Genomic DNA, 21088 nt, shown 5'->3' with positions numbered 1-21088 from the left:
CATTGTACTATATTTTTTAAAAATACTCATTCCATATACAAAAAAAGTCCCCACAGGGACTTTTCAAGTAATTTGTCAGAATATTAAACAGAAAATTGCTCCATCAACTCCACATCAGGGTATTTATCTTTAAACCAACGCATGGCAAAGTCATTTTCAAAGAGGAAGAGTGGATGATCGAAGCGATCTCGTGCCAAGATATTACGGCTTGACGACATTTTTTCATCTAAATCTTCGGGTTTAATCCAGCGAACTGTTTTGCTGCCCATTGGTGTCATGATAATTTCTGAATTGTACTCATTCTCCATACGGTGTTTGAAAACTTCAAATTGCAGTTGACCTACCGCACCAAGCATGATTTCCCCAGTCGTATAAGTTTTGTAGAGCTGTATCGCCCCTTCTTGCACCAACTGCTCAATCCCTTTTTGGAATGATTTTTGCTTCATGACATTTTTAGCAGTCACGCGCATAAAGAGTTCTGGTGTAAAAGTTGGTAGTGGTTCAAAAGGTGTTTTAAGTTTACCTGTGGTCAGTGTATCACCAACCTGGTAAGTTCCTGTATCGTAAACCCCAATGATGTCACCTGCTACCGCATTTTCGACATTTTCACGAGATTCTGCCATAAACTGAGTCACATTTGAAAGTTTGACTTGTTTCCCTGTCCGAAGGAGTTTTACGCCCATTCCTCGCTCAAATTCACCCGATACAATCCGCACAAAGGCAATACGGTCGCGGTGACGAATATCCATGTTGGCTTGAATTTTAAAGACAAAACCTGAGAATTCTTCACGTAATGGATCGATAATTTCATCCTCAACAGTCTTATGTCCATTTGGCTCTGGCGCATAAGTTAAGAAAGTATCCAAGAAGGTTTCAACCCCAAAGTCTGTCAAGGCCGAACCAAAGAAGACAGGTGTCAACTGACCAGCAAGTACTTCCTTTTCATCAAATTCATTCCCGGCATCAAGTAAGAGCTCGGCATCTTCCATAGCTTGCGCATAGAAAGGATTACTTGTCAGGGGATGGCTGGCATCAATTTCACCATTTTCCCCAAACTCAATGAAGCGCTCGCCATTTTCAGGTTGATAAACTTCGATACGTTTGTTATAAAAGTCATAGAGCCCTTGGAAGTTTTTCCCCATACCGATTGGCCAGTTCATAGGCACAGAAGCGATACCCAAGATATCTTCTAATTCACTCAGTAAGTCTAGCGGTTCACGACCATCACGGTCCAATTTATTAATAAAGGTAAATACAGGAATGCCACGGCGTTTTACAACTTGGAAAAGTTTTTTGGTTTGGGCCTCGATACCTTTGGCGCTATCAATAACCATGACCGCAGCATCAACGGCCATCAAAGTACGATAGGTATCCTCAGAGAAGTCCTCGTGCCCTGGTGTATCCAAGATGTTCACGCGCTTGCCAGCATAATCAAACTGCATAACTGATGAAGTCACGGAAATTCCACGTTCTTTTTCAATGTCCATCCAGTCCGATTTTGCAAAATTTCCTGTTTTACGTGCTTTGACCGTTCCGGCCTCACGGATTGCTCCACCAAATTTAAGGAGTTGTTCTGTTATTGTTGTTTTACCAGCATCCGGGTGACTGATGATGGCAAAGGTACGGCGTTTTTTTATTTCTTCTGCTCTATTCATTTTTTAACCTATTCTTATCAAAATATATGCCTTATTATTATAGCAAAAAAACAGGGAAACTGTTCTTTATCAATTGCTATACGGCTTTTAGGAGGTTTGTTATCTCTTTAATTCATTAAAAGGGCCACAATAATTCCTAAAATTGCTCCACCCAAGACTTGAAAAGGTGTATGACCTAGAAGTTCTTTCAAGGCTTTTTCTGCATTTATCTTAGGGTTTTCGATTGTTTTGATAATGATATTTAAAATATAAGCATGTGTCCCTGCTTGACGTCTTATTCCTTGCGCATCATACATCACGACGAATGCAAAAACAGTAGCAACAGCAAATACAGCGGAGTCAAAACCTTGCGAAAGACCTGTCGCTGTTGTCATAGAAACTACTAAAGCACTGTGCGAGCTCGGCATACCGCCTGTCGCGAAAAGCAATCGCCAATCCAGTTTACGATACCGAAAGATATCGACAATAATTTTGATGATTTGTGCAGCAAACCATCCCACGATGGCCGTGATTAAAATTTGGTTACTTATAATTTCAGTAAAAAAGTTCATCATCCTTCCTCTTTCCTCTTTCATTTATAAAAATACTGTGACTCACCTTAACTTCATTTTATACCATTTAAGGTAAATTCAATAATAAAATAGTCCCCAGATGCTTTTCTGGGGTTGATAAAAAAACTACACCTTTCAAGGTGCAGTTATTTTTATACCATTGCAATTTTTCTGTATTCTTCGGCTTCTTCTTCTGTCGAAAGAACAAAGTGTCCTGGCGTAATCTCACGCAATTCACGTGGCTGACCATCCAACTCTGTTGTTGGATCATAAGCTTGTGGGACACGGCTACGCTCTGAGATAGGATCCGGCGCAGGAATGGCACTCAACAAAGATTGCGTATAAGGGTGTAATGCATTATTGTAAACCTGATCAGATGTTCCGATTTCCAGAATTTTACCCCAGTGCATCACTCCGATTCGGTCAGAGATGTATTTTACCATAGATAAATCATGGGCGATGAACAGATAAGTCAAGCCTTCTTTTTCCTGAATATCACGCATCAAGTTAACAACCTGTGCCTGAATAGAGACATCCAAAGCTGAGATTGGCTCATCAGCCACGATGAATTTAGGGTTTACCGCTAAGGCACGGGCGATACCGATACGTTGACGTTGTCCTCCTGAGAATTCATGAGGATAACGTGTCATGTGGTCTTGGTTAAGACCAACGAGTTTAAGAAGTTCTTTGACCTTTTCTGTACGGTCTTCGTTATTCTTAGCCAACCCGTTTACATCAATACCTTCAGCGATGATGTCTTTGACCCGCATTCTGCCATTCAGTGAGGCTTGTGGATCTTGGAAAATCATTTGTACTTTTTCACGGAATTTTTTCAGCTCAGCACCTTTAATCTTGCTGACATCATTACCGTTAAAGTGGATTTCTCCTTTATTGATGTCGTAAAGCTTCATGATCGCACGGCCGATTGTAGTTTTACCTGAACCAGATTCACCTACAAGGCCAAAGGTTTCTCCCTCATAGATATGAAAGGAAACGTCATTAATGGCTTTATTAACATTCTTTTTTCCTTTGTTGAAAACCAGGTCAACACCTTTGAATTCGACAAGTTTTTTTCTTTCTTCAGTCATTATTCAGCATTTCCCTTCATTTTCATTTTTTCCCAACGGGTCCAGCGTTGTTGGATATTTTCAGATGGCAGAACTTTTGGTGAGCGTTCATCTAAGAGCCATGATTTTACTTGATGTGTTGGTGACACTTCAAAATAAGGTGGTTCTTCTTCAAAGTCGATTTCGAGAGCGTGTTGGTTACGCAAGGCAAAAGCATCGCCTTTAGGGGGATTGAGCAAGTCTGGAGGTGTCCCTGGAATGGAAACCAAACGTTCAACATCAGTATCCACCGTTGGCATAGAATCGAGAAGTCCCCATGTATAAGGATGTTGTGGGTTATAGAAGATTTCTTCTACTGTTCCATACTCCACAATCTCGCCTGCATACATCACGGCCACACGATCAGCAAAACCAGCCACTACACCCAAATCATGGGTGATAAAGATAATTGATGATTCGATACGCTGTTGAAGCTCTGACATCATTTGCATGATTTGCGCTTGAATAGTAACGTCCAAAGCTGTCGTTGGTTCATCTGCGATAAGAATTTCTGGATCAGCTGCAAGCGCGATCGCAATAACTGCACGTTGGCGCATCCCTCCCGACCATTGGTGTGGATAGTCATTAATGTGCTGCTCACTTTGGGGAATCCCTACAGCTTTCATCAATTCCAAAGCTTTTACTAAAGCTTCTTTCTTCTTCATTCCTCTGTGCTTGATCAATGGCTCAGCAATTTGGTTACCAATACGCATGGTTGGATCAAGCGAAGTCATCGGATCTTGGAAAATCATCGAGATTTCATTACCGCGAATCTTTTGCCAATCTTCTTCTTTGATGTCTAAGAGATTACGCCCTTTAAAGAGAATCTCTCCTTGAGGGATTTCGGCATTTGCTGCATTGAGGCCCATAAGCGTTTTCGTAGTGACAGATTTACCAGAACCTGATTCACCAACGATAGCTAAGGTTTCCCCTTTTTTCAAATCAAACGAAACATCACGGATGGCTTTGACCTTCCCAGCATATGTTTTGAAATGAACATGCAGATTTTTTACTTCAAGTACTTTTTCTTCTTTTTCAGTCATTTTACTTCCTCATTTCTTAGTCTTGGCCTGATTTTGGATCGAAAGCGTCACGTAAGCCGTAACCAAAGAGGAAGAAGGCGAGTGACAGGAGAGACAAGACTACTGCAGGTACTGCAACTTGGAATGGATAGAATTGCAAGCTTTGAATACCATCTGAAATCAATGAACCTAGCGATGCTGTTGGTGGTTTAACCCCCAAGTTAATCGCCGAAAGAACCGCTTCAAAGAAAATTACCGATGGAATATCAAACATAATTTGTACGATAATAACACCTAACATGTTTGGAATAAGGTGTTTAACCATGATTTTGAACGGGCTGGCCCCTAAGGTCTTCGCAGCAAGAACAAACTCACGTTCCTTAAGAGACAGGGTCATATTCCTTACCTGTCGGGCGATACCTGTCCAGATAAAGAGACCAATAGCAAGGACGATTGAAACAATACCTTGCCCAAGTAGGAGACCGAACATGGTTACAATAACCAAACTTGGAATAGAGCTGATAATCTCAATGATACGTTGCATGACCGTGTCCACTTTTCCGCCAATCCAACCGGAGATTAAACCATAAGTAATCCCGATCAGTACGTCAAAGACGATAGAGGCAAAAGCGATAATCAAGGAAATACGCAAACCAACGATTGTACGTTTAGCAATCGAACGTCCTAAAGAGTCTGTACCAAAGATAAAAGATTCACCTTCTGGTACATTTTGTACTTGGTACAGGTCTTCTGCGATTGTGCTTCCTGGTGCTGCAAAATTACCGTTCCAACCAGGAATATTTACATTTCCTAGCTTAGGAGGTAAGTTTTTATAGGTTTGAACCGCATTCGGATCAAAGTTATTGGCTGCTGATTGTGGGACAAAAAATGTTGAAACCACAGAGAACAACAGGGTGAAGATAACGACAACCATCGCTACCATTGCTACTTTATTTTTCTTAAAACGTCGCCATGCATCTTGCCAAAAAGTGAGGGCAGGTTTTGCGATCATTTCACTCGCTTCAAAATCACGGTTTGTTACAAGTTTAAATTTGCTGTTAATATTTTCCATTTTCTCCCCTCCTTTCTAGTCCAAACGTACACGTGGATCAACAAATGCTGTAATAATATCGGTGATCAAAATCATCGCCATCAACATTACGGCATAGACAACTGTAGTACCCATGATGACAGGGAAGTCCTTTGAAGGAATCGACTGTACAAACTGTTGACCGATACCAGGAATCGAGAAAATTGACTCGATGAGGACAGAACCTGTCAAGAGCCCGGCACTCATTGGGCCAATAAGTGTCAGCATTGGAATCAATGAGTTACGGATCGCATGTTTCCATAAGACTTCACGATCAGATAAACCTTTGGCACGTGCCAAGAGGATATAGTCTGATGAAAGCGACTCAATCATCTGTGCACGGACAAAACTCATGACCTGTGACATTGGAGCAAAGGAGAGCGCAAGCGACGGTAAGATAGTCTGCGCAAACGTTCCCCAGCCTGATACTGGAAGAAGTTCCCAAGTGTAACCAAAGTAAAGGAGGAGTAAAGTACCTACAATGAAGGAAGGTACTGAGAAGAAGACTGTAGAAATGATACTCAAAAGTCCATCGACCCATGTATTTTTAAAGCGGGCAGCAACAACACCAAAGAATGTTCCGACAACGACACCGATAATCAAGGCTTGGAAACCAAGTTGTGCTGAAACCGGAAGACGTTGTGCGATCATTGTGCTTACAGGTTGGTTGGCAAAGGTAAATGATGTACCGAAGTTACCCGTGAAAGCATTCTGGAGATAAATGAAGTACTGCACAATAAGAGGTTTATCTAAACCATATGCCACATTTAGTTGTTGAATTTGCTCTGGGGTTAATTTGGGGTTATTAAAGGGTGTTCCTGGCATTACCTGCATCAGGAAGAAAGTCGCTGTAATAACTACAAATAATGTTAAGAGCATCAATAAGATACGTTTTACAAGATATTTAGCTAACATATAAAAATTCCTTAATAAAAACACGAAAAGTAGGCCTCATAAGCCCTACTTATTCGTTTGATGTTAGTGCCTACTATTTTTCGATGTAAACACCTTTGAGATCGTAAGACAAACCTGTTGAGTTGAATTGCAAACCTTTAAGGTGTTGGTTACGGAGCGCTGGTGTTGCACGGTAATACAATGGGTTGATGCTTGATTCATTAAAGAGTGCTGCTTCAGCATCTTTATATGCTGCATCACGTGCTTTGTCATCCAAGACTACTGGCAATGTTGATGCTTTTGTCCAAGCTGCTTGATATGCAGGATTTACAAATTTACCATCGTTATAACCTGAGCCATCTGCAAAGAGTTGCAAGAATGTTGATGGTTCAGCGTAGTCACCACCCCAGAGTGAAAGAACGATATCAAAGTTTTGGTTTTGTGAATCTTTCAAACGTTGTTGGAAAGGTACGATTTTTTGAGTAAGTGTCAAGCCTGGCAATGTTTTAGAAAGTGAAGCTTGCAAGAAGTCAGCGACTGATTTTGATACAGGTGCATCAGCATCGGTTGTGTACTGAATGTTCAGTGATGTAACACCAATTTCTTTCAGACCTTTTTCCCAAAGTTCTTTAGCTTTTGCAGCATCGAAGTTGTAATCTTGTTTTGCAAATTCAGCAAAGTCTTTACCATCTGCTGTGACAGACATACCTGCTGGTGTGAATGTTTGTGCTACTGTACCCGCTGGAATGAATTGATCAACGATACTCTTACGGTCAGTCGCAAGATTCAAAGCATCACGGATATTTTTATTTTGCAATGCTTTAGCGACTTCTGGGCTTGTTGTACCACCGCCTGATTGGTTATATTGAAGGTAAGCTGTAGTTGCTTCTTTCAAGACAACAAGATCTTTACCATCATTGTAACCTTTATTAGCATTGTATAAGTCCATCGTACCTAAGCTGGCTTGGTCCAATTTTCCTTGTTTGAAGAGTTGAACCGCTGTATTCGGGTTAGATTGAACAGTGTAATCAATTTCGTCTGATTTTACATTGTCTTTGTCATAGTAATCTGGGTTTTTCACAAGAGAATAACTGTTGTTTGTCCCTGTCCAACCAGCATCTTTTTTGAAGATGAATGGTCCAGAGTAAACGACTTTATCAGATGAAGTTCCATATTGTTTACCAAATTCTTCAACCGCTGATTTGTTTACAGGGTAGTAAACGCTGTTTGCCAAGAGGAATTTAAAGTATGGTGTTGGTTGTGTCAAAGTAATCACCAACTCGTGGTCGCCATTAGCTTTTACACCCAACTGATTGAGGTCTTTAATCTTACCTGTGTTAATTTCATTGGCGTTCTTGATGTTACCAAGCAAGTAAGCGTATTGTGAACCTGTTGCAGGGTTTACAGCACGTTGCCATGAATAAAGGAAGTCTTTTGCTGTCAATTCATCGCCATTTGACCATTTCAAGTCATCACGCAAAGTGATGGTATATGTTAAGCCATCATCAGAGACTTTAATATCTGATGCCATCGCGTTTTGCGCCACACCTTTGTCATCTACACGTGTCAATCCTTCTTGGGTATTCCCGATGAAGAGGTTTGAGTAAGTGTCTGTAGCCAAGCCCGAATCCAATGTAGCAATATTTGTCGGAACGGAAAGTTGTGGGTTAGCTGTCTTAGAGCCACCTCCGCCATTTCCACATGCTGCCAAGAGCCCGACCGAAGCCAGGGCAAGTGTTCCTAATGATACTTTTTTCCAATTATCCATGTAACATCCTCTTTCTGTTTGACTTATCCGACAATTTGCATTTGTTTATTATTGTCTGAAAATTTATTATGTTCTCTATTATACTTAATTCAATCTGAATTGTAAAGACTTTTCTACATATTTTTTCTAAATTTATGCCATTTAATTTTTTTATACGTCATTTCCGAACATTATCTGACGATTTCACAATATAATTTTGCTCTTAGCACAATACTTCTTTAGAAAAAGAAAAAAAGCGAGGCTAATTCTCCTCGCGTATTATCATTCTATTCTGCTAAAACAGAAAGAATGATAATAAAAAAGCACTTGCGTGCTTAGTTTTGTAACTCTTCAACGATTGTTCCTAATTTCATGCTGTTAGATCCTTTGAGTAAAAGTTGATCTTGAGGTTGAAGCGTGTTTTGGAGCGTCTCCGTCAATTGGTTAAGGTCGGTAAAGTACGATACTTTATCTTCTGGTAATTCTGCTAGCAAATATTTCATCAAGTCACCATAGAGGTAAACGTGATCCATTTTCGAGAAATCAATTGCTGCGGCAATTCCTGCGTGAAGTTCTGGAGCTTGATCACCTAGTTCGAGCATATCAGCAAGAACAGTAAGTTTCCGTCCACTTTCATTTTTAGGTATGGCTTGGAAGGTTTCCAAGATAAGCTTCATGGCCGTTGGGTTAGCATTGTAAACATCACTAAGAATATCTGCGCCATTACTTGCCTTCTTCCACTCTGTACGGTTACGTGTCAAGGCAACATGAGACAGGGCGTGCTTGATTTTGGTCTCATCAATGTCAAGCAGCTTACCCACATAAGCCGCAAGCATTGCGTTAGTTGCATTAAATTTACCCGGCACCGGAATTGTAATTTCTTCGTCTAAGAAGTTTGTTGTGAAACTGAGTTGATCCTTGTGTTCGATAAGCTGTGTGACAAAAATATCCTCATCTGGTCCAAAACGGGTAATTTTTGTGTCTGCTGGTAAATACTTATTAATAATCTTATCTGCAGGCACAATAAGTTCACCATCTGGGCGCAAGCCCGCTTTAATTCCAAGCTTTCCTTCAGCAATTTTATCGCGTGTACCGAAAAATTCCAAATGTGATTCACCAATAAGCGTAACAAGAGCAATTTTAGGCTTGGCTATTTTAGATAGAAGGTCAATATCCCCCAGACGATCCATGCCCATCTCCAATACGATTTTTTCAGTGTCATCAGGCATATGAAGAACGGTATAAGGCATTCCAATTTCGTTATTATAATTGCCTTGTGTCTTATAGGTCTTATATTTTTCCGAAAGTACAGCCTGAATCATATCTTTGGTTGTGGTTTTCCCGTTTGATCCCGTCACAGCGATAACTTCTACTGCTGTTTTTTCTAGATAATACTGGGCTAATTTTTGGAAAGCTTCTAGACAATCCTCAACACGTAAATGGGGCTCGGCTACTTCTTGTTCAGCGAATGTCGCAAGAGCACCTTGTGCAAAGGCTGTCTCAATAAATGCGTGACCATCTCTTGCACCTTTAAGTGGCAAGAAAAGATCACCTTCTTGGATTTTGCGGCTGTCAAACTCAATATTATGAATTTCTGTATCTGCCAGTTCTGACCAATTATTTGTTGCGCCGACAATGCGGGCTATTTCGTGTAGTGTTAGTTTCATGATGAGTTTATTATATCAAAAGTCCTTTCATAACGCACCGATTCGCCATGAAAATACAGCGTACGGTTGTCAACGGTAGCCTTATAACCTTCTATTCAAAAACAATTACTTTTTAATAATCATTTTTATGGCTTGACTTATTTTCTTCTCACGTTCTTTTTCATCGTCACCTTCTAATAGTAGAAGGCAGTTTTGTAAATTTTCAGCTACAATGAGACCGATCAAACTGTCTAAACTTGAACGCACTGCTTTAAGTTGTGTCACTACAGCATCACAATCTTTTTCTTCTTCTAGCATGCGCAACACGCCTTGCAGTTGACCATCAGCTCTTTTCAATCTATTTTTGGTCTTGCTGTCGTAAATTGTTCCCATGTGTATCTCCTCTTTCCTCTCATTATATAGGGCGCCTCATAATTTGTCAAAAAGAGTGTGCTCAGCCCATACACTTCTTGCGTATTATCATTCTAATCTGCTAAAGCTGAAAGAATAGCTAAGGGTTCACCACTCGCTTCGCTCCTTGCGTATTATCATTCTATTCTGCTAAAGCTGAAAGAATGATAATAAAAACTTCAGGTTCGTGGCCTGAAGTTGTTCTATTTTTATAAGAGATGACTTTCACGAATTTCGAAGGCTTCTTGAGCCAGGGAAACAAGTTCTTCAATCAACTCACTGTATGATAGTCCCATATTTTCCCAGAGCAATGGGTACATTGACCATTGTGTGAATCCTGGAATGGCATTAATTTCATTGAGATAGATATCTCCTTGTTCATCATAGAAAAAGTCACAACGTGAGAGTCCAGCACCATTCATTGCTTGATAAGCTTTCTCTGCATAGTTACGCATTTTCTGTGCGACTTCTGCTGGAATATCTGCTGGAATGGCCATTTCGATTTTATTATCGATGTATTTTGAACGGTAGTCATAAAAATCAACGTCTTTAACGACTTCGCCAGGCAGTGTTGAACGCACTTTGCCCCCATTTCCTAAAACAGCACATTCGATTTCTCGTGCATTAACCCCTTGTTCAATCACCACACGATTATCATATTTATAAGCTTCTGCAAGACCTGCTTCTAGCTCTTCTAAGCTGCTGACTTTAGAAATGCCAACGCTTGAACCCATATTGGCTGGCTTGACAAAAACAGGGAAAGTCAATTTCTCTTGAACTTCTGCATGAATTTTTTCTTGATTTTCATCAGCATATGCCGCAACATAAGGAACTTGCGGTACACCTACAGCACTAAATACATGCTTAGCTAAAAGTTTATCCATTGTACTGCTGGCCGATAAAATATTGGGACCAACATAAGCTAGTCGCATAATTTCTAAGAAGCCTTGAATTGAGCCATCTTCGCCCATTGGCCCATGTAAAACAGGGAAAACCACTGCATCTTTTTCATAAATATCCGATGGTGCAACTTTTTGTTCTGGCTTGACCGTCTCATTGGTCATTAATTTTTCATTTTCTGCGGGTGTTTCAGTGAATTCTTGTGTTTTGATAAAATCACCAGCTTGACTGATAAAGTAAGTCTTCACTCTAAACTTGTCATAGTTTACTGCACGCATTACGCTTTCAGCTGAAAGAACGGAAACTTCTCGTTCTGCACTTCGACCACCATATAATAAAATCAATGTTTCTTTTGACATAATTTTCTCCACTTAAATTTCCATACGATTTTCAACTGCTTTGGATAGGGTAACTTCATCCGCATACTCAATATCTGAGCCAACTGCAAGGCCACGCGCTAAGCGGGTCACTTTGATTCCGGCGGGTTTAATCATCCGTGAAAGATACATCGCCGTTGCTTCACCATCAGATGTTGCATTTGTCGCGAGAATAACTTCTTCTACTTCGCTGTCTCCCATGAGACGAGTTAAGAGACTTTTCACGTTAATTTCGTCCGGTCCGATACCATTCATTGGACTAATCGTTCCGTGCAAAACATGATACAGCCCTCTGTATTCGCGGATTTTCTCCATTGCTAAGACATCTTTACTTTCCTCTACAACCAATATGGTTGTGCGATCACGCAGAGGGTCTTCACAGATAGCACAGGGATCACTCTCAGTCAGATTACCGCAAACCGAGCAAAAACGTAAATCACGTTTTGCCGAAATAAGGTTTCGGGCAAATTCATTAACATCTTGATCATCCATACCAATCGTGTGAAAGGCTAGACGTGTTGCTGTTTTTTGCCCGATACCGGGCAGTTTGCTAAAGCTTTCTATAAGTTTAGCGATTGGTTCAGGATAATAGACCATGTGTTCCTTTCTTCTTTCTGTGTGATAAAGTCATAACTATTATACCACACCTTTCGCTCAGAGAATTATCCTCATATTCTGTGGAACTATTCTACCCTGTGAATGTGAGATATTGTGTATTATACCATAACTTAAATTTCTGTACATTTAAGCCTAATGTGCTTTCAAAGAGCAACAATGACTCTCAAAGCAGCAGCAGCTTAGCCTTTTTTTTGTTATAATAAATTTCAATCCTGATAATGATTTACTGAAAGAGGACTTTCCGATATGGTTGAACAATACACCCTACAATCTAGCGATGAGCAAACTGAACTACATCTGCTTTACTGGCCGCTGGAACATCCAAAGGCGGTAATCCAACTCATTCATGGTATGGCAGAAAACATTGAACGCTACCACGCTTTTGCCCTCTACCTCAATAGTTTGGGATTCGCAGTGGTCGGTCATGACCATTTAGGACATGGGCATTCTGTACAGCAGAAAGAGCCACTTTACGGTTACTTTGGTACCGCTGGTCCCCAGAATGTCATCTCTGATATTTATCAAGTCAAAACTTGGACAAAGAAAAAGCTCCCCACACTGCCTTATTTCATGATGGGACACAGTATGGGTTCTTTTGCTTTGCGTAACGTTCTGCAAGATTATCCTGTTGATATTCAGGGGGTAATATTTATGGGTACGGGGACAAGTCCTCTCCATTTGAATTTCTTCCTGCCCTTCATTAAGAAAATAAGTCAAAAAAAACCAAAAGTTGTCGCTCCTTTGATAGATAAGCTTGCTTTTGGTAGCTATAGCAAAAAATTCCCTGAAAAAGGGAATTTTAACTGGCTTTCGAAAAATCAAAGTAATGTCTCTTCCTATGAAAATGATCCTCTACTTGGCTTTACGTTTACACGTAATGGTTTTGCGACACTTTTCTCACTAGTCCATAGGGCCAATCAAAAAAACTGGATGTATAATATGCCCGCGGACTTGCCAATTCTAATTATCAGCGGTGCGGCTGATCCGGTCGGCGACTGGGGTAAAGGACCGCAAAAAGTTTATCAGAAACTCCAAAAAGCAGGATTTAAACACCTCAAACTCCAGCTTTTTCCTGAATTACGTCATGAGATTCTCTTTGAGACAGAATATGAAGAGGTCTACCACACTATTGGCGATTGGTTAATGCGACATCTCCCACAATAGATTCTCTGATATGCTGCACAATTTCTAGCATAAGAGGGTCTTTTTCTTCTGCATAAGTAATGCTGGTAAAGCTCCGCTGATATTTGTTGCCTAAACTTTGATAAGGCATTCCTTGTGAAATAAAGCGTTTTGAAATTAAAGACACACCTAAGCCAGCTTGAATATGGGCAATAATCATGTCATTATTGTTCATTCTTACCAAGTAACGTGGTTTAAAGCTTTCTTCTTGGAGATATTTCTTGATGTAATGCCCTACACCTGAACCAATTTCTCTTGTAAAAAAAGTTTCGCTCTCTAAGTTACCTGCAAGAACTAATTCATCTTTAAACAGTGGAAAGGCTTCTACCTGCTCACTTGCCAAAGGTTTTTCGATAATGCCAAAATGCAAATCATGATTTTCAACCTTATTAAAAACTTTTTCTGAATCATACATAGATATTTTTAAATCAATCTGATCCAAGTAAGGAACAAGTTTAGGGTATAGCAAAGGCATAATTCCGATGGCAGCACTCTGTGATATCCCAATTTTAAAAGGTTTCTTGGCAAGTGTCGTCTGATTGAGTTCAGATTGTAAGTTTTCCCAGTCTTGAACATACTGAACTGCTTTCTTATACAGCAATTTTGCTGCTTCCGTAGGAATGACTTCGCGGTTCTTTCCGCGAATGAAAAGCGAATTGCCCACTTCTTCTTCTAATTTCTTTATCCTGACCGTCACTGTGGGCTGGGAAATAAACAAGTACTGCCCTGCTTTGGTAAAACTCCGCGTTTCATATATGGCGATGAAGGTTTCAAACAGTGAAAACATTATATCTCCTTTATTTTTTTATTACTTTTTTCTATTACTATAATTACAATAATTCATTTTACAAATTAAATCAAGTGTTTTATACTTAAAGCAGTGCTTGAACTGTTAGCTTCACTACAGTTCATACTCAATAATCATGTAAATACTAGGAGTTCTCGATGAAACAAATGTTTTTAAATTTTTTGAAAAAAATCCCTATCCCTATTTGCGGTCTAATTTTAGGTATGGTCTCCTTGGGAAATCTACTTTATTCCAAAGGATTCACCTTTCTAGGAAATACTTTTGACCTTGTTGGTCTCTTTTTTATGTTTCTGATCATGTTGAAACTTATTTTTACGATGCGCCATCTGCTGGAAGCTCTTAAAGATCCTATCGTTGGCTCAGTTTCCCCAACTTTCACTATGGCTTGGATGGTCATTTGTGTCTTTCTCAATAGGATTTTCCCCCACTCAAGTCTGGTTTACTTCATTTGGCTGCTTGCTATCTTCCTACATTTTCTCTTGATGGCTTATTTTGTTGCTCTTCACATCTTGCCGCAAAAAGTCGGAATGGTCCATGTCTATCCGAGCTGGTTTATTACCTTTGTAGGCTTGGGTGTTATCCCCAATACAGCAACAGTATTTAATCTAGAAATCGGCCGTATCGTACTTTGGCCTGCGCTCCTCTTCTACTTTATATTGCTCCCGATTATTACACATCGTATCTTTATTTTCAAAAAAATGCATGAGTCGACGCTTCCACTCATCACCATCCTTACAGCTCCAGGTTCTCTCTGTTTAGCAGCCTACCTTACTGTGACAGAAAGCAAGTCAAATCTTTTTGTTTTCGGTTTATTCCTGCTTTCACAGTTGATTTATCTTGCAACTGTGGTCCTCGTTATTCCTTTGCTCCGTCTACCTTTTTACCCAAGCTACGCTGCCTTTACCTTCCCTTTGGTTATTTCTGCTACTGCAGTTCATCTTATGGCTCAAAGTTATCCGGCCTTCACAGCCTTACTTACTCCTCTCTCTGTGATAGAACTTGTAATTGCCTTCTTCGCAGTTACTTACGTTTTGATTCGTTATAGCTACTTTTTAGTCAAAAAAGCTTAAATTAAAACCAACTCTCATTGAGCTGGTTTTTTATTTTATTTAAAATGATACATAGAGTTATAGAGGTTAGTAATCTCACGTGTAATATTTTGACCAATCTTCGAGGTCACACCACCTTCTTTAACCGTAGTTTGCGGAACCATAACACCGATAGAAATTTGTGGGTTTTCGGTTGGTGCATAAGCGACAACATTGTTTACTGTTACGGGTACACTTGTGCCATCTGGGGCCACATATGTTACTTCGGCAGTACCTGTTTTAGCAGAAATAGAAACTTCAGCACCTTGTGAAGGGCGCATGTAGTAACCTGTAGCACCGATTTGCCCATTTACAAAGTCATTCCCGTGAACGACTTGATACATACCATTATGTAGGACATCCATGTTTTCTGGAGTGATATTTACTTTGTCCATGATTTTCGGCGTGATATTTTTAACAAGTTTACCCATTCCTCCTTCAGAGTTGGTTTCATAGATACCGTCCACAATATGCGGTGCTAATCGCTCACCATTATTTGCCAAGGTCATACCGTATGTTGCAAGTTGAAGTGGTGTATAGGTATCAAACTGACCGAAAGATTCCATGAGCAAGTCAGAAACTGTTATCTCATTTGCATCTCTAATGAAGCCTGGTATTTCTCCAGGAATATCAAATCCTGTTGTTGTTCCCATTCCATAGGAAGCAAAGGCTTCACGTAGCTTTTTGAAGGCAGCTACACGGTCTGTACCATCAACAGCCATGTTAGGAACGTAAGGTTGGCCTAGCAACTTGAGTGCTATTTGAACCATATATGTATTAGAAGAATATTCTAGGGCTTGGACAGCATTAATTGGAAGGATGCCATTGGTAAACCATGATTCGATCAAACTTGACCCTGCTATCTGGATAGGCATATCATTGAGAATTTGATTACCGGCAATAACATTGGCATTCCAGCCAGCTGTCAGCGTTGCTGGCTTAACTACCGAACCAGGAACAAAAGCATCTTGGAAGGTGCCGTTAGTGTTACTTTGCATTGCCCCTGTTGTTTCGTCGCGTTTAAGTCCCGACAAGGCTAAAACCGCGCCCGTCTTAGAGTCCAACACAACAGCATATGCGCCCTGCGAATAAGTCCCAAAACCATCCGCGATCATATTGTTCATTTCGGTTTCCAAAATCTTATCAACAGCATCTTGGAATTTCAAATCGATCGTAAGTTTGAGATTATCTCCCTTGCTCCCTTTTTGTTTCACTTCCGTTCCAGTGACATTGCCTTGCTTATCGGTCAATACGTTACTAATCGTATGTGTCCCTTGCAAGTACTTTTCATAGCCCTTTTCTAAAAAGGCAGTCCCGACACGGTCATTCCGTTGGAAACCTTCTTTAAGGTACTCGTCCAGCATATCTTCTGGGATACCTTGTTTCTGAGTCGTTACCGTACCTAATATAGGCTTAAGCGCTGTATCCGCATATTTGCGGTTCCAGCTGGTTCCTACAGAAATCCCCTGCAGTTCGCCCTCATGTTCTCCAATATAAGCCTGCTGTTCTGCTGTAAGATTACTTGTTGTAATAATCGTTGTATTAAAGATAGTTGTTGAATTCATTTCTTTAAAGAGCTTGACTGCAAACATTTGCTGCTCATTAAAGTTAATATCCGCCTCGGTTACCTTACTGAGTTGGACATTATAAATTTCAGAACCTGAAAGCGAATTCCCCTTCTCATCTGTTTTTTCGTCCTTAGTCAGACTTTTAGCAATTTTCTCCAAGTTGTTGGCATCAGCCAAAAAATAATCCTTTTTATCTCGCTCGGTAATTTGTTTAAAATCATTGTCTAAAGTTAAGATGCCAGCAAGACGGTCCGCAATTTTACGCATATCATCTGCTGTCGTATTTTGCCCGCGCGTGTACTCGATCGCTTCAACAGGTTCTGTTGTCGCTAAAGGAACACCTTTCGCGTCATAAATATTCCCACGAGGTGCGCCTTGAACGATTTGTAGCGAGCCTGCGCCCCCTGCTTGTTTACTTTCATAAAAGCTCTGATTCATGATTTGCATGTGGTACAGCTTACCAATCAAAACTAAAAAGAGAACCGTGATGACAAAAAAGAGAAGCTTAACGCGCCCAGATGCCAACATGGTTGGGTTTTTTAATAACTTACGTGTTTTATCTTTTTTTCCGTTTAATTCGTTTCGTGTTTTTCTTTTCTCAGACATGGAACCCTATCCTAATTTTAACTCGTCATATTTATACCTAAACATTTTACCACAATAAGCTGTATTTTACCTTACATTTTTTAAAGAAAAGAAAAAACCTGCTTGATGCAGGTCTTATCGTATTATTTATGCTTGTTTTGGTGCAAGGTAGTATTCCTTAACAAGGTTCAAATTATCATCAAATTCGAACACGAGTGGTGGGAAGTTAGGGATTTCAACATCCATGATTTCATCATCTGAAAGCTGTTTGATATGTTTTACCAATGCGCGGATTGAGTTACCGTGCGCACCAACGAATACGTTTTTACCATCTTTCAATGCTGGAGCGATTTGATCTTCCCAGAATGGCAATGAACGTTCAAGTGTAACTTTGAGGTTTTCAGCATCAGGGATAAGGCTATCTTCAAGGTTAGCATAACGACGGTCAGCATGTGCTGAGTACTCATCATCACGTGGCATTGCTGGTGGCAATACATCATATGAACGACGCCAGATGTGAACTTGCTCATCACCGTGTTTTGCAGCAGCGTCAGCTTTGTTCAAGCCAGTCAAACCACCGTAGTGACGTTCATTTAAGCGCCAAGTTTTTACAACTGGTACCCAAAGTTGGTCAGAGTATTCAAGTGCATAGTTTGTAGTTTTGATCGCACGTTTCAATACAGAAGTGTACGCGATATCAAATTCGATACCTGCAGCTTTGATGAGTTTACCTGCATCAATTGCTTGTTGTGTTCCGTTTTCTGAAAGGTCCACGTCAGCCCAACCTGTGAAAAGGTTAGCCAAGTTCCATTCTGATTCACCGTGACGTGCAAAAACTAATTTTACCATTATGTGAGTTCTCCTATGTTAAATGTTTTACAAAATTTGTATACTGCTCTATTTTACACTAATTTTCATATTTTTTCTAGCCTAGACTCTAGGCTGGCTAAAACTTATAATTTTCAAAATAAACTTCTAAACTGCGCTTGTAAGACTTGGCTGCATCTGTTAAAAGTTGACCTTTTTGTTTAACCAAAATCAAGCTGTTTACATTATCTCCATCCATTGGAATAACCGTGACATTGTGTACACTTTCCTTATCAATAAATCCTAAACCTGTCGCATAGGCATCTGTACGCTCCAAGATACCATTTAAGGTTGCACGGTCGGTCACATTATAAATAAAAGTATTTTCAAAAGTTTCCACAAGGTCTTCCGAGTAGTAAAGAAATTGTTCATTTTCTTGAGTGAAGCGAACACGGTCTAAAGCTTTCAAATCACTTGTTTTGATGCTTTTCTTACGTGTCAAAGGATGATTTTTACGTAAATAAATATGTGTTTGTGAAATAAAAAGCTCTTCATAATCTAGCTCCAGCTTATCCAGCATACGGAGAATACCAGAACGATTATGCTTATTCAAGTACACAACACCAAGCTCGCTATGCCCTTGAGCCACTTCTTGTAAAATATTATAAGTCGTTGATTCAAAGACACGAAAATTCTTGATTTCAGGATTTTTCTTTGAAAATTCAACACCTACAGGAGCAAGAAAATCATAGTGCTGGCTTGCAACTGAAAAATGTCGTTCGGCTTCTTTCGGCTTTGCATATTTCGACTCAAAAGCTTCAAAGTCTCGTAAAATCGCTTGCGCTTGCTCATAGAAACGTTCACCTTCAATCGTCAAGCTGGCTCCCGTGTTTGTCCGTTCAAAAATTTGGAAATTAAGCTCTTGCTCCAAATCCTTAACCGCAATTGACATAGATGGCTGACTCACAAAGAGCTGCTCACTCGCCTCACGAAAGGTTCCACTGTTAGCGATAGCCACAACATAACGAAGCTGTTTGATGTTCATTTTTGCACTCCTTGATATTTCTTTAGCATTAATTAATAAATACTATTCCCGGGAACTCTTTTCACTCTCCCTTTTTGGTTTCGCACTAAGGGTGAAACCCGCCGCAACATTAAAAAAAGCCTATAGTTCAATTATACACTATTGACTAGGCTTTTTATTTTATTTTATAACTTAGTTTGCTCTTTTTTCGACATCTGCACGTTTCCAAAGGACACATTGATATTTTTCACACCAGAAGACATCTTCTTCTTTTTTCTTCACATGACTAAGCTGAAAAGTAAAGAGGTCGTCGACTTTAGTTCCCAGAATCTCTGCTAATTTAAAAGCTAGCAGAAGTTCGGGATCGTATTTATCATTTTCGATAGCATTGACGGTTTGTCGACTCACGTGAGCGATGCGCGCCAAATCTTCCTGAGAAAGTTTTTGAGCTTGTCTAAATTCACGAATTCTGTTTTCCATGCTTCCTCCTGATGATTTTGTTAAATCTGTGTTACTTTTACTATTTAATCATCTTTTGAGGCTTTTTGCAATATTTTTTTCCCAAAAGTCACTGATTCCTAAGCGTTTTTCTCGTCTTTTACACAAACCAAACGATAAATGGCATCTGTGTAGATTTCAATAGCTTTATAAAGTTCTTCAAGCTTTATATGCTCATCTGTTTGGTGCATAGTAAATGCAGAATCAGGGAAAAGAGCCCCATAAGCTACACCGCGTTTCATTAATCGCCCATATGTTCCACCACCTACTGTTTGTGGTGGACTGTCATCACCCGTGTGTTCGCGATAAGTACTCAAAAGCACTTGCACTAACGGATCTTCTGGTGAAAGATAGTGCGGTTGGTAGTTAATAAGCGCACTAATGCTTACTTTCTGGATAAAAGCAGTCAAATGCTTACTAAGTCGTTCTTGGATATCTTGCTCTGTCAAACCTTTCGGGTGACGGATATTGAGTGCAATCTTATTTTCCTGTCCATCCTCTGCAAAGTGAAAGACAGAAGGATTGACCGACAGTTTACCCATGTCCTCATCTTCATAAGCAATTCCAATATTCTTTCCTTCAAAATCTTGGTGAAGCTTCTGGCCAGCCACTTCTAGAAACTTTTGTGCATCTGCACCAAAATCATATGCAGCAAGGAACTTGGCTAAATATGTTGCAGCATTTTCTCCAATTTCTGGTGTGGAACTGTGTGCTGATTTCCCTTTAATTTGTAAGGAAGTTTTTGCTCCTGTTTTCGCAAATCTTCCTTCCAGCCTGTTCTTCTCCAGGTATTTTTCAAAATCGACTTTCAAGTCGAGAGGACTCGTAATCAAAGTCTTAGCCTCTTCTGGCACACAATTTTCTTGTATGCCACTCCTAAAATCATGGAGAATAAAGTCACCGTCATTTTTATGTCCAAAGTGCAGATACTCGGTAAGATTACTTTTTTCACCATTAACTACCGGAAAGCGTGCATCTGGTGAGAAGCCAAAATCTGGCAATTGTACTTTGGGAAGGTAATAAGCCATATCCTTCCATCCACTCTCTTCATCAGTTCCAATAATAAAGTTTACTTTTTTATAGAAAGGTACACCAGCCTCTTTCAAAATTTTCAAAGCATAATAGGTGGCCAGTGCAGGTCCTTTATTATCTAGAACACCGCGAGCATACAACCGTCCTTCTCTAAGTGTTGGTTCGTAAGGAGGATTTGTCCAGCCTTGACCTGCTGGAACAACATCAGCATGAACAAAAATCCCCAATGTTTCTTCTCCTTGACCATAATGTACTTCTCCAACATAATTCTCAAAATTTGCTGTTTTGAAACCATCTTTGTGGGCAATCTTTAGAAACTCCAGCATAGCAAGACTCGGTCCTGGACCAAAAGGAAATTCTCCGTTAGCCTCTTCATCATTTCGCTCAGAGTTTATTTTTAGTAACGCAATTAAGTCTTGCAAAAAGACCTCTTTACGTTTTTCTACTTCACTTTTAAAATCAATCGTCATGCACTGTCC

The 21088-nt window shown here is 40.0% G+C and carries 19 protein-coding genes; 2 read left to right on the top strand and 17 right to left on the bottom strand.

Features of this window, described 5'->3' with window-relative positions:
• Positions 1-83 precede the first annotated feature (83 nt).
• The 11 genes from J0J33_RS03475 to recR all read right to left on the bottom strand — a co-directional run bounded on the left by J0J33_RS03475 (position 84) and on the right by recR (position 11996).
• On the bottom strand, positions 84-1655 hold the full coding sequence (locus tag J0J33_RS03475) for a peptide chain release factor 3 (protein WP_003133826.1): 1572 nt from the start codon (positions 1653-1655) through the stop codon (positions 84-86).
• A 107-nt stretch (positions 1656-1762) separates the two neighbouring features.
• The gene (locus tag J0J33_RS03470; RefSeq protein ID WP_003133825.1) at positions 1763-2206 is read right to left on the bottom strand and encodes a divergent PAP2 family protein; all 444 of its coding nucleotides are present in this window, start codon (positions 2204-2206) and stop codon (positions 1763-1765) included.
• Positions 2207-2358: 152 nt separating this feature from the next.
• Positions 2359-3294, bottom strand: a complete 936-nt coding sequence (locus tag J0J33_RS03465) for an ABC transporter ATP-binding protein (RefSeq protein ID WP_019294202.1) — start codon at positions 3292-3294, stop codon at positions 2359-2361.
• Positions 3294-4355 carry an ABC transporter ATP-binding protein gene (locus J0J33_RS03460; RefSeq protein ID WP_003133822.1) on the bottom strand — a complete coding sequence of 354 codons (1062 nt, stop codon included), beginning with the start codon at positions 4353-4355 and terminating at the stop codon, positions 3294-3296. The genes J0J33_RS03465 and J0J33_RS03460 overlap by 1 nt, the downstream gene beginning before the upstream one ends.
• 16 nt (positions 4356-4371) lie before the next feature.
• On the bottom strand, positions 4372-5406 hold the full coding sequence (locus tag J0J33_RS03455; protein WP_003133820.1) for an ABC transporter permease: 1035 nt from the start codon (positions 5404-5406) through the stop codon (positions 4372-4374).
• Between the two features lie 15 nt (positions 5407-5421).
• Positions 5422-6339 carry an ABC transporter permease gene (locus tag J0J33_RS03450; protein WP_003133819.1) on the bottom strand — a complete coding sequence of 306 codons (918 nt, stop codon included), beginning with the start codon at positions 6337-6339 and terminating at the stop codon, positions 5422-5424.
• A gap of 73 nt (positions 6340-6412) precedes the next feature.
• Positions 6413-8086, bottom strand: a complete 1674-nt coding sequence (locus J0J33_RS03445; protein WP_019291402.1) for a peptide ABC transporter substrate-binding protein — start codon at positions 8084-8086, stop codon at positions 6413-6415.
• Between the two features lie 314 nt (positions 8087-8400).
• A complete protein-coding gene (gene murF / locus J0J33_RS03440) occupies positions 8401-9732 on the bottom strand; it encodes a UDP-N-acetylmuramoyl-tripeptide--D-alanyl-D-alanine ligase (RefSeq protein ID WP_040086779.1) in 1332 nt (443 codons plus the stop codon).
• Positions 9733-9837: 105 nt separating this feature from the next.
• Positions 9838-10104 carry a metal-sensitive transcriptional regulator gene (locus J0J33_RS03435; protein ID WP_003133815.1) on the bottom strand — a complete coding sequence of 89 codons (267 nt, stop codon included), beginning with the start codon at positions 10102-10104 and terminating at the stop codon, positions 9838-9840.
• A 227-nt stretch (positions 10105-10331) separates the two neighbouring features.
• Positions 10332-11381 carry a D-alanine--D-alanine ligase gene (locus tag J0J33_RS03430; protein ID WP_040086781.1) on the bottom strand — a complete coding sequence of 350 codons (1050 nt, stop codon included), beginning with the start codon at positions 11379-11381 and terminating at the stop codon, positions 10332-10334.
• Positions 11382-11393: 12 nt separating this feature from the next.
• Positions 11394-11996: a recombination mediator RecR gene (gene recR, locus J0J33_RS03425; protein WP_017368792.1), complete on the bottom strand. Its 603-nt coding sequence runs from the start codon at positions 11994-11996 to the stop codon at positions 11394-11396.
• 267 nt (positions 11997-12263) lie between these two features.
• Here recR and J0J33_RS03420 point away from each other — a divergent pair, with 267 nt between their 5' ends.
• A complete protein-coding gene (locus J0J33_RS03420; RefSeq protein WP_206921774.1) occupies positions 12264-13181 on the top strand; it encodes an alpha/beta fold hydrolase in 918 nt (305 codons plus the stop codon).
• Here the strand turns inward: J0J33_RS03420 and J0J33_RS03415 are convergent.
• Positions 13144-13986, bottom strand: a complete 843-nt coding sequence (locus J0J33_RS03415; RefSeq protein WP_206921773.1) for a LysR family transcriptional regulator — start codon at positions 13984-13986, stop codon at positions 13144-13146. The genes J0J33_RS03420 and J0J33_RS03415 overlap by 38 nt on opposite strands.
• Positions 13987-14144: 158 nt before the next feature.
• On the opposite strand from J0J33_RS03415, the gene J0J33_RS03410 reads away from it, so the two are divergent.
• Positions 14145-15077: a TDT family transporter gene (locus tag J0J33_RS03410; protein ID WP_019291407.1), complete on the top strand. Its 933-nt coding sequence runs from the start codon at positions 14145-14147 to the stop codon at positions 15075-15077.
• 35 nt (positions 15078-15112) lie between these two features.
• Here J0J33_RS03410 and J0J33_RS03405 read toward each other — a convergent pair whose 3' ends face one another.
• From J0J33_RS03405 to pepV, 5 genes are all read right to left on the bottom strand, one after another.
• Entirely contained in the window at positions 15113-17269 is a 2157-nt protein-coding gene (locus J0J33_RS03405; protein WP_206921772.1) for a penicillin-binding transpeptidase domain-containing protein, read from the bottom strand.
• Positions 17270-17395: 126 nt separating this feature from the next.
• Entirely contained in the window at positions 17396-18097 is a 702-nt protein-coding gene (locus J0J33_RS03400) for a phosphoglycerate mutase (RefSeq protein WP_003133801.1), read from the bottom strand.
• Positions 18098-18194: 97 nt separating this feature from the next.
• Positions 18195-19100, bottom strand: coding sequence for a LysR family transcriptional regulator (locus J0J33_RS03395; protein ID WP_003133799.1), 906 nt, complete (start codon positions 19098-19100; stop codon positions 18195-18197).
• 171 nt (positions 19101-19271) lie between these two features.
• Entirely contained in the window at positions 19272-19559 is a 288-nt protein-coding gene (locus J0J33_RS03390; protein ID WP_003133798.1) for a helix-turn-helix transcriptional regulator, read from the bottom strand.
• 98 nt (positions 19560-19657) lie between these two features.
• Positions 19658-21079 carry a dipeptidase PepV gene (gene pepV / locus J0J33_RS03385; protein WP_019291409.1) on the bottom strand — a complete coding sequence of 474 codons (1422 nt, stop codon included), beginning with the start codon at positions 21077-21079 and terminating at the stop codon, positions 19658-19660.
• Positions 21080-21088: the final 9 nt, after the last annotated feature.

The sequence above is a fragment of the Lactococcus sp. LG1267 genome, assembly GCF_017309545.1.
Classification (GTDB): Bacteria; Bacillota; Bacilli; order Lactobacillales; family Streptococcaceae; genus Lactococcus; species Lactococcus petauri.
Note: the sequence above shows the minus strand (reverse complement) of the source record. Positions and strands in the feature narration are given on the sequence as shown.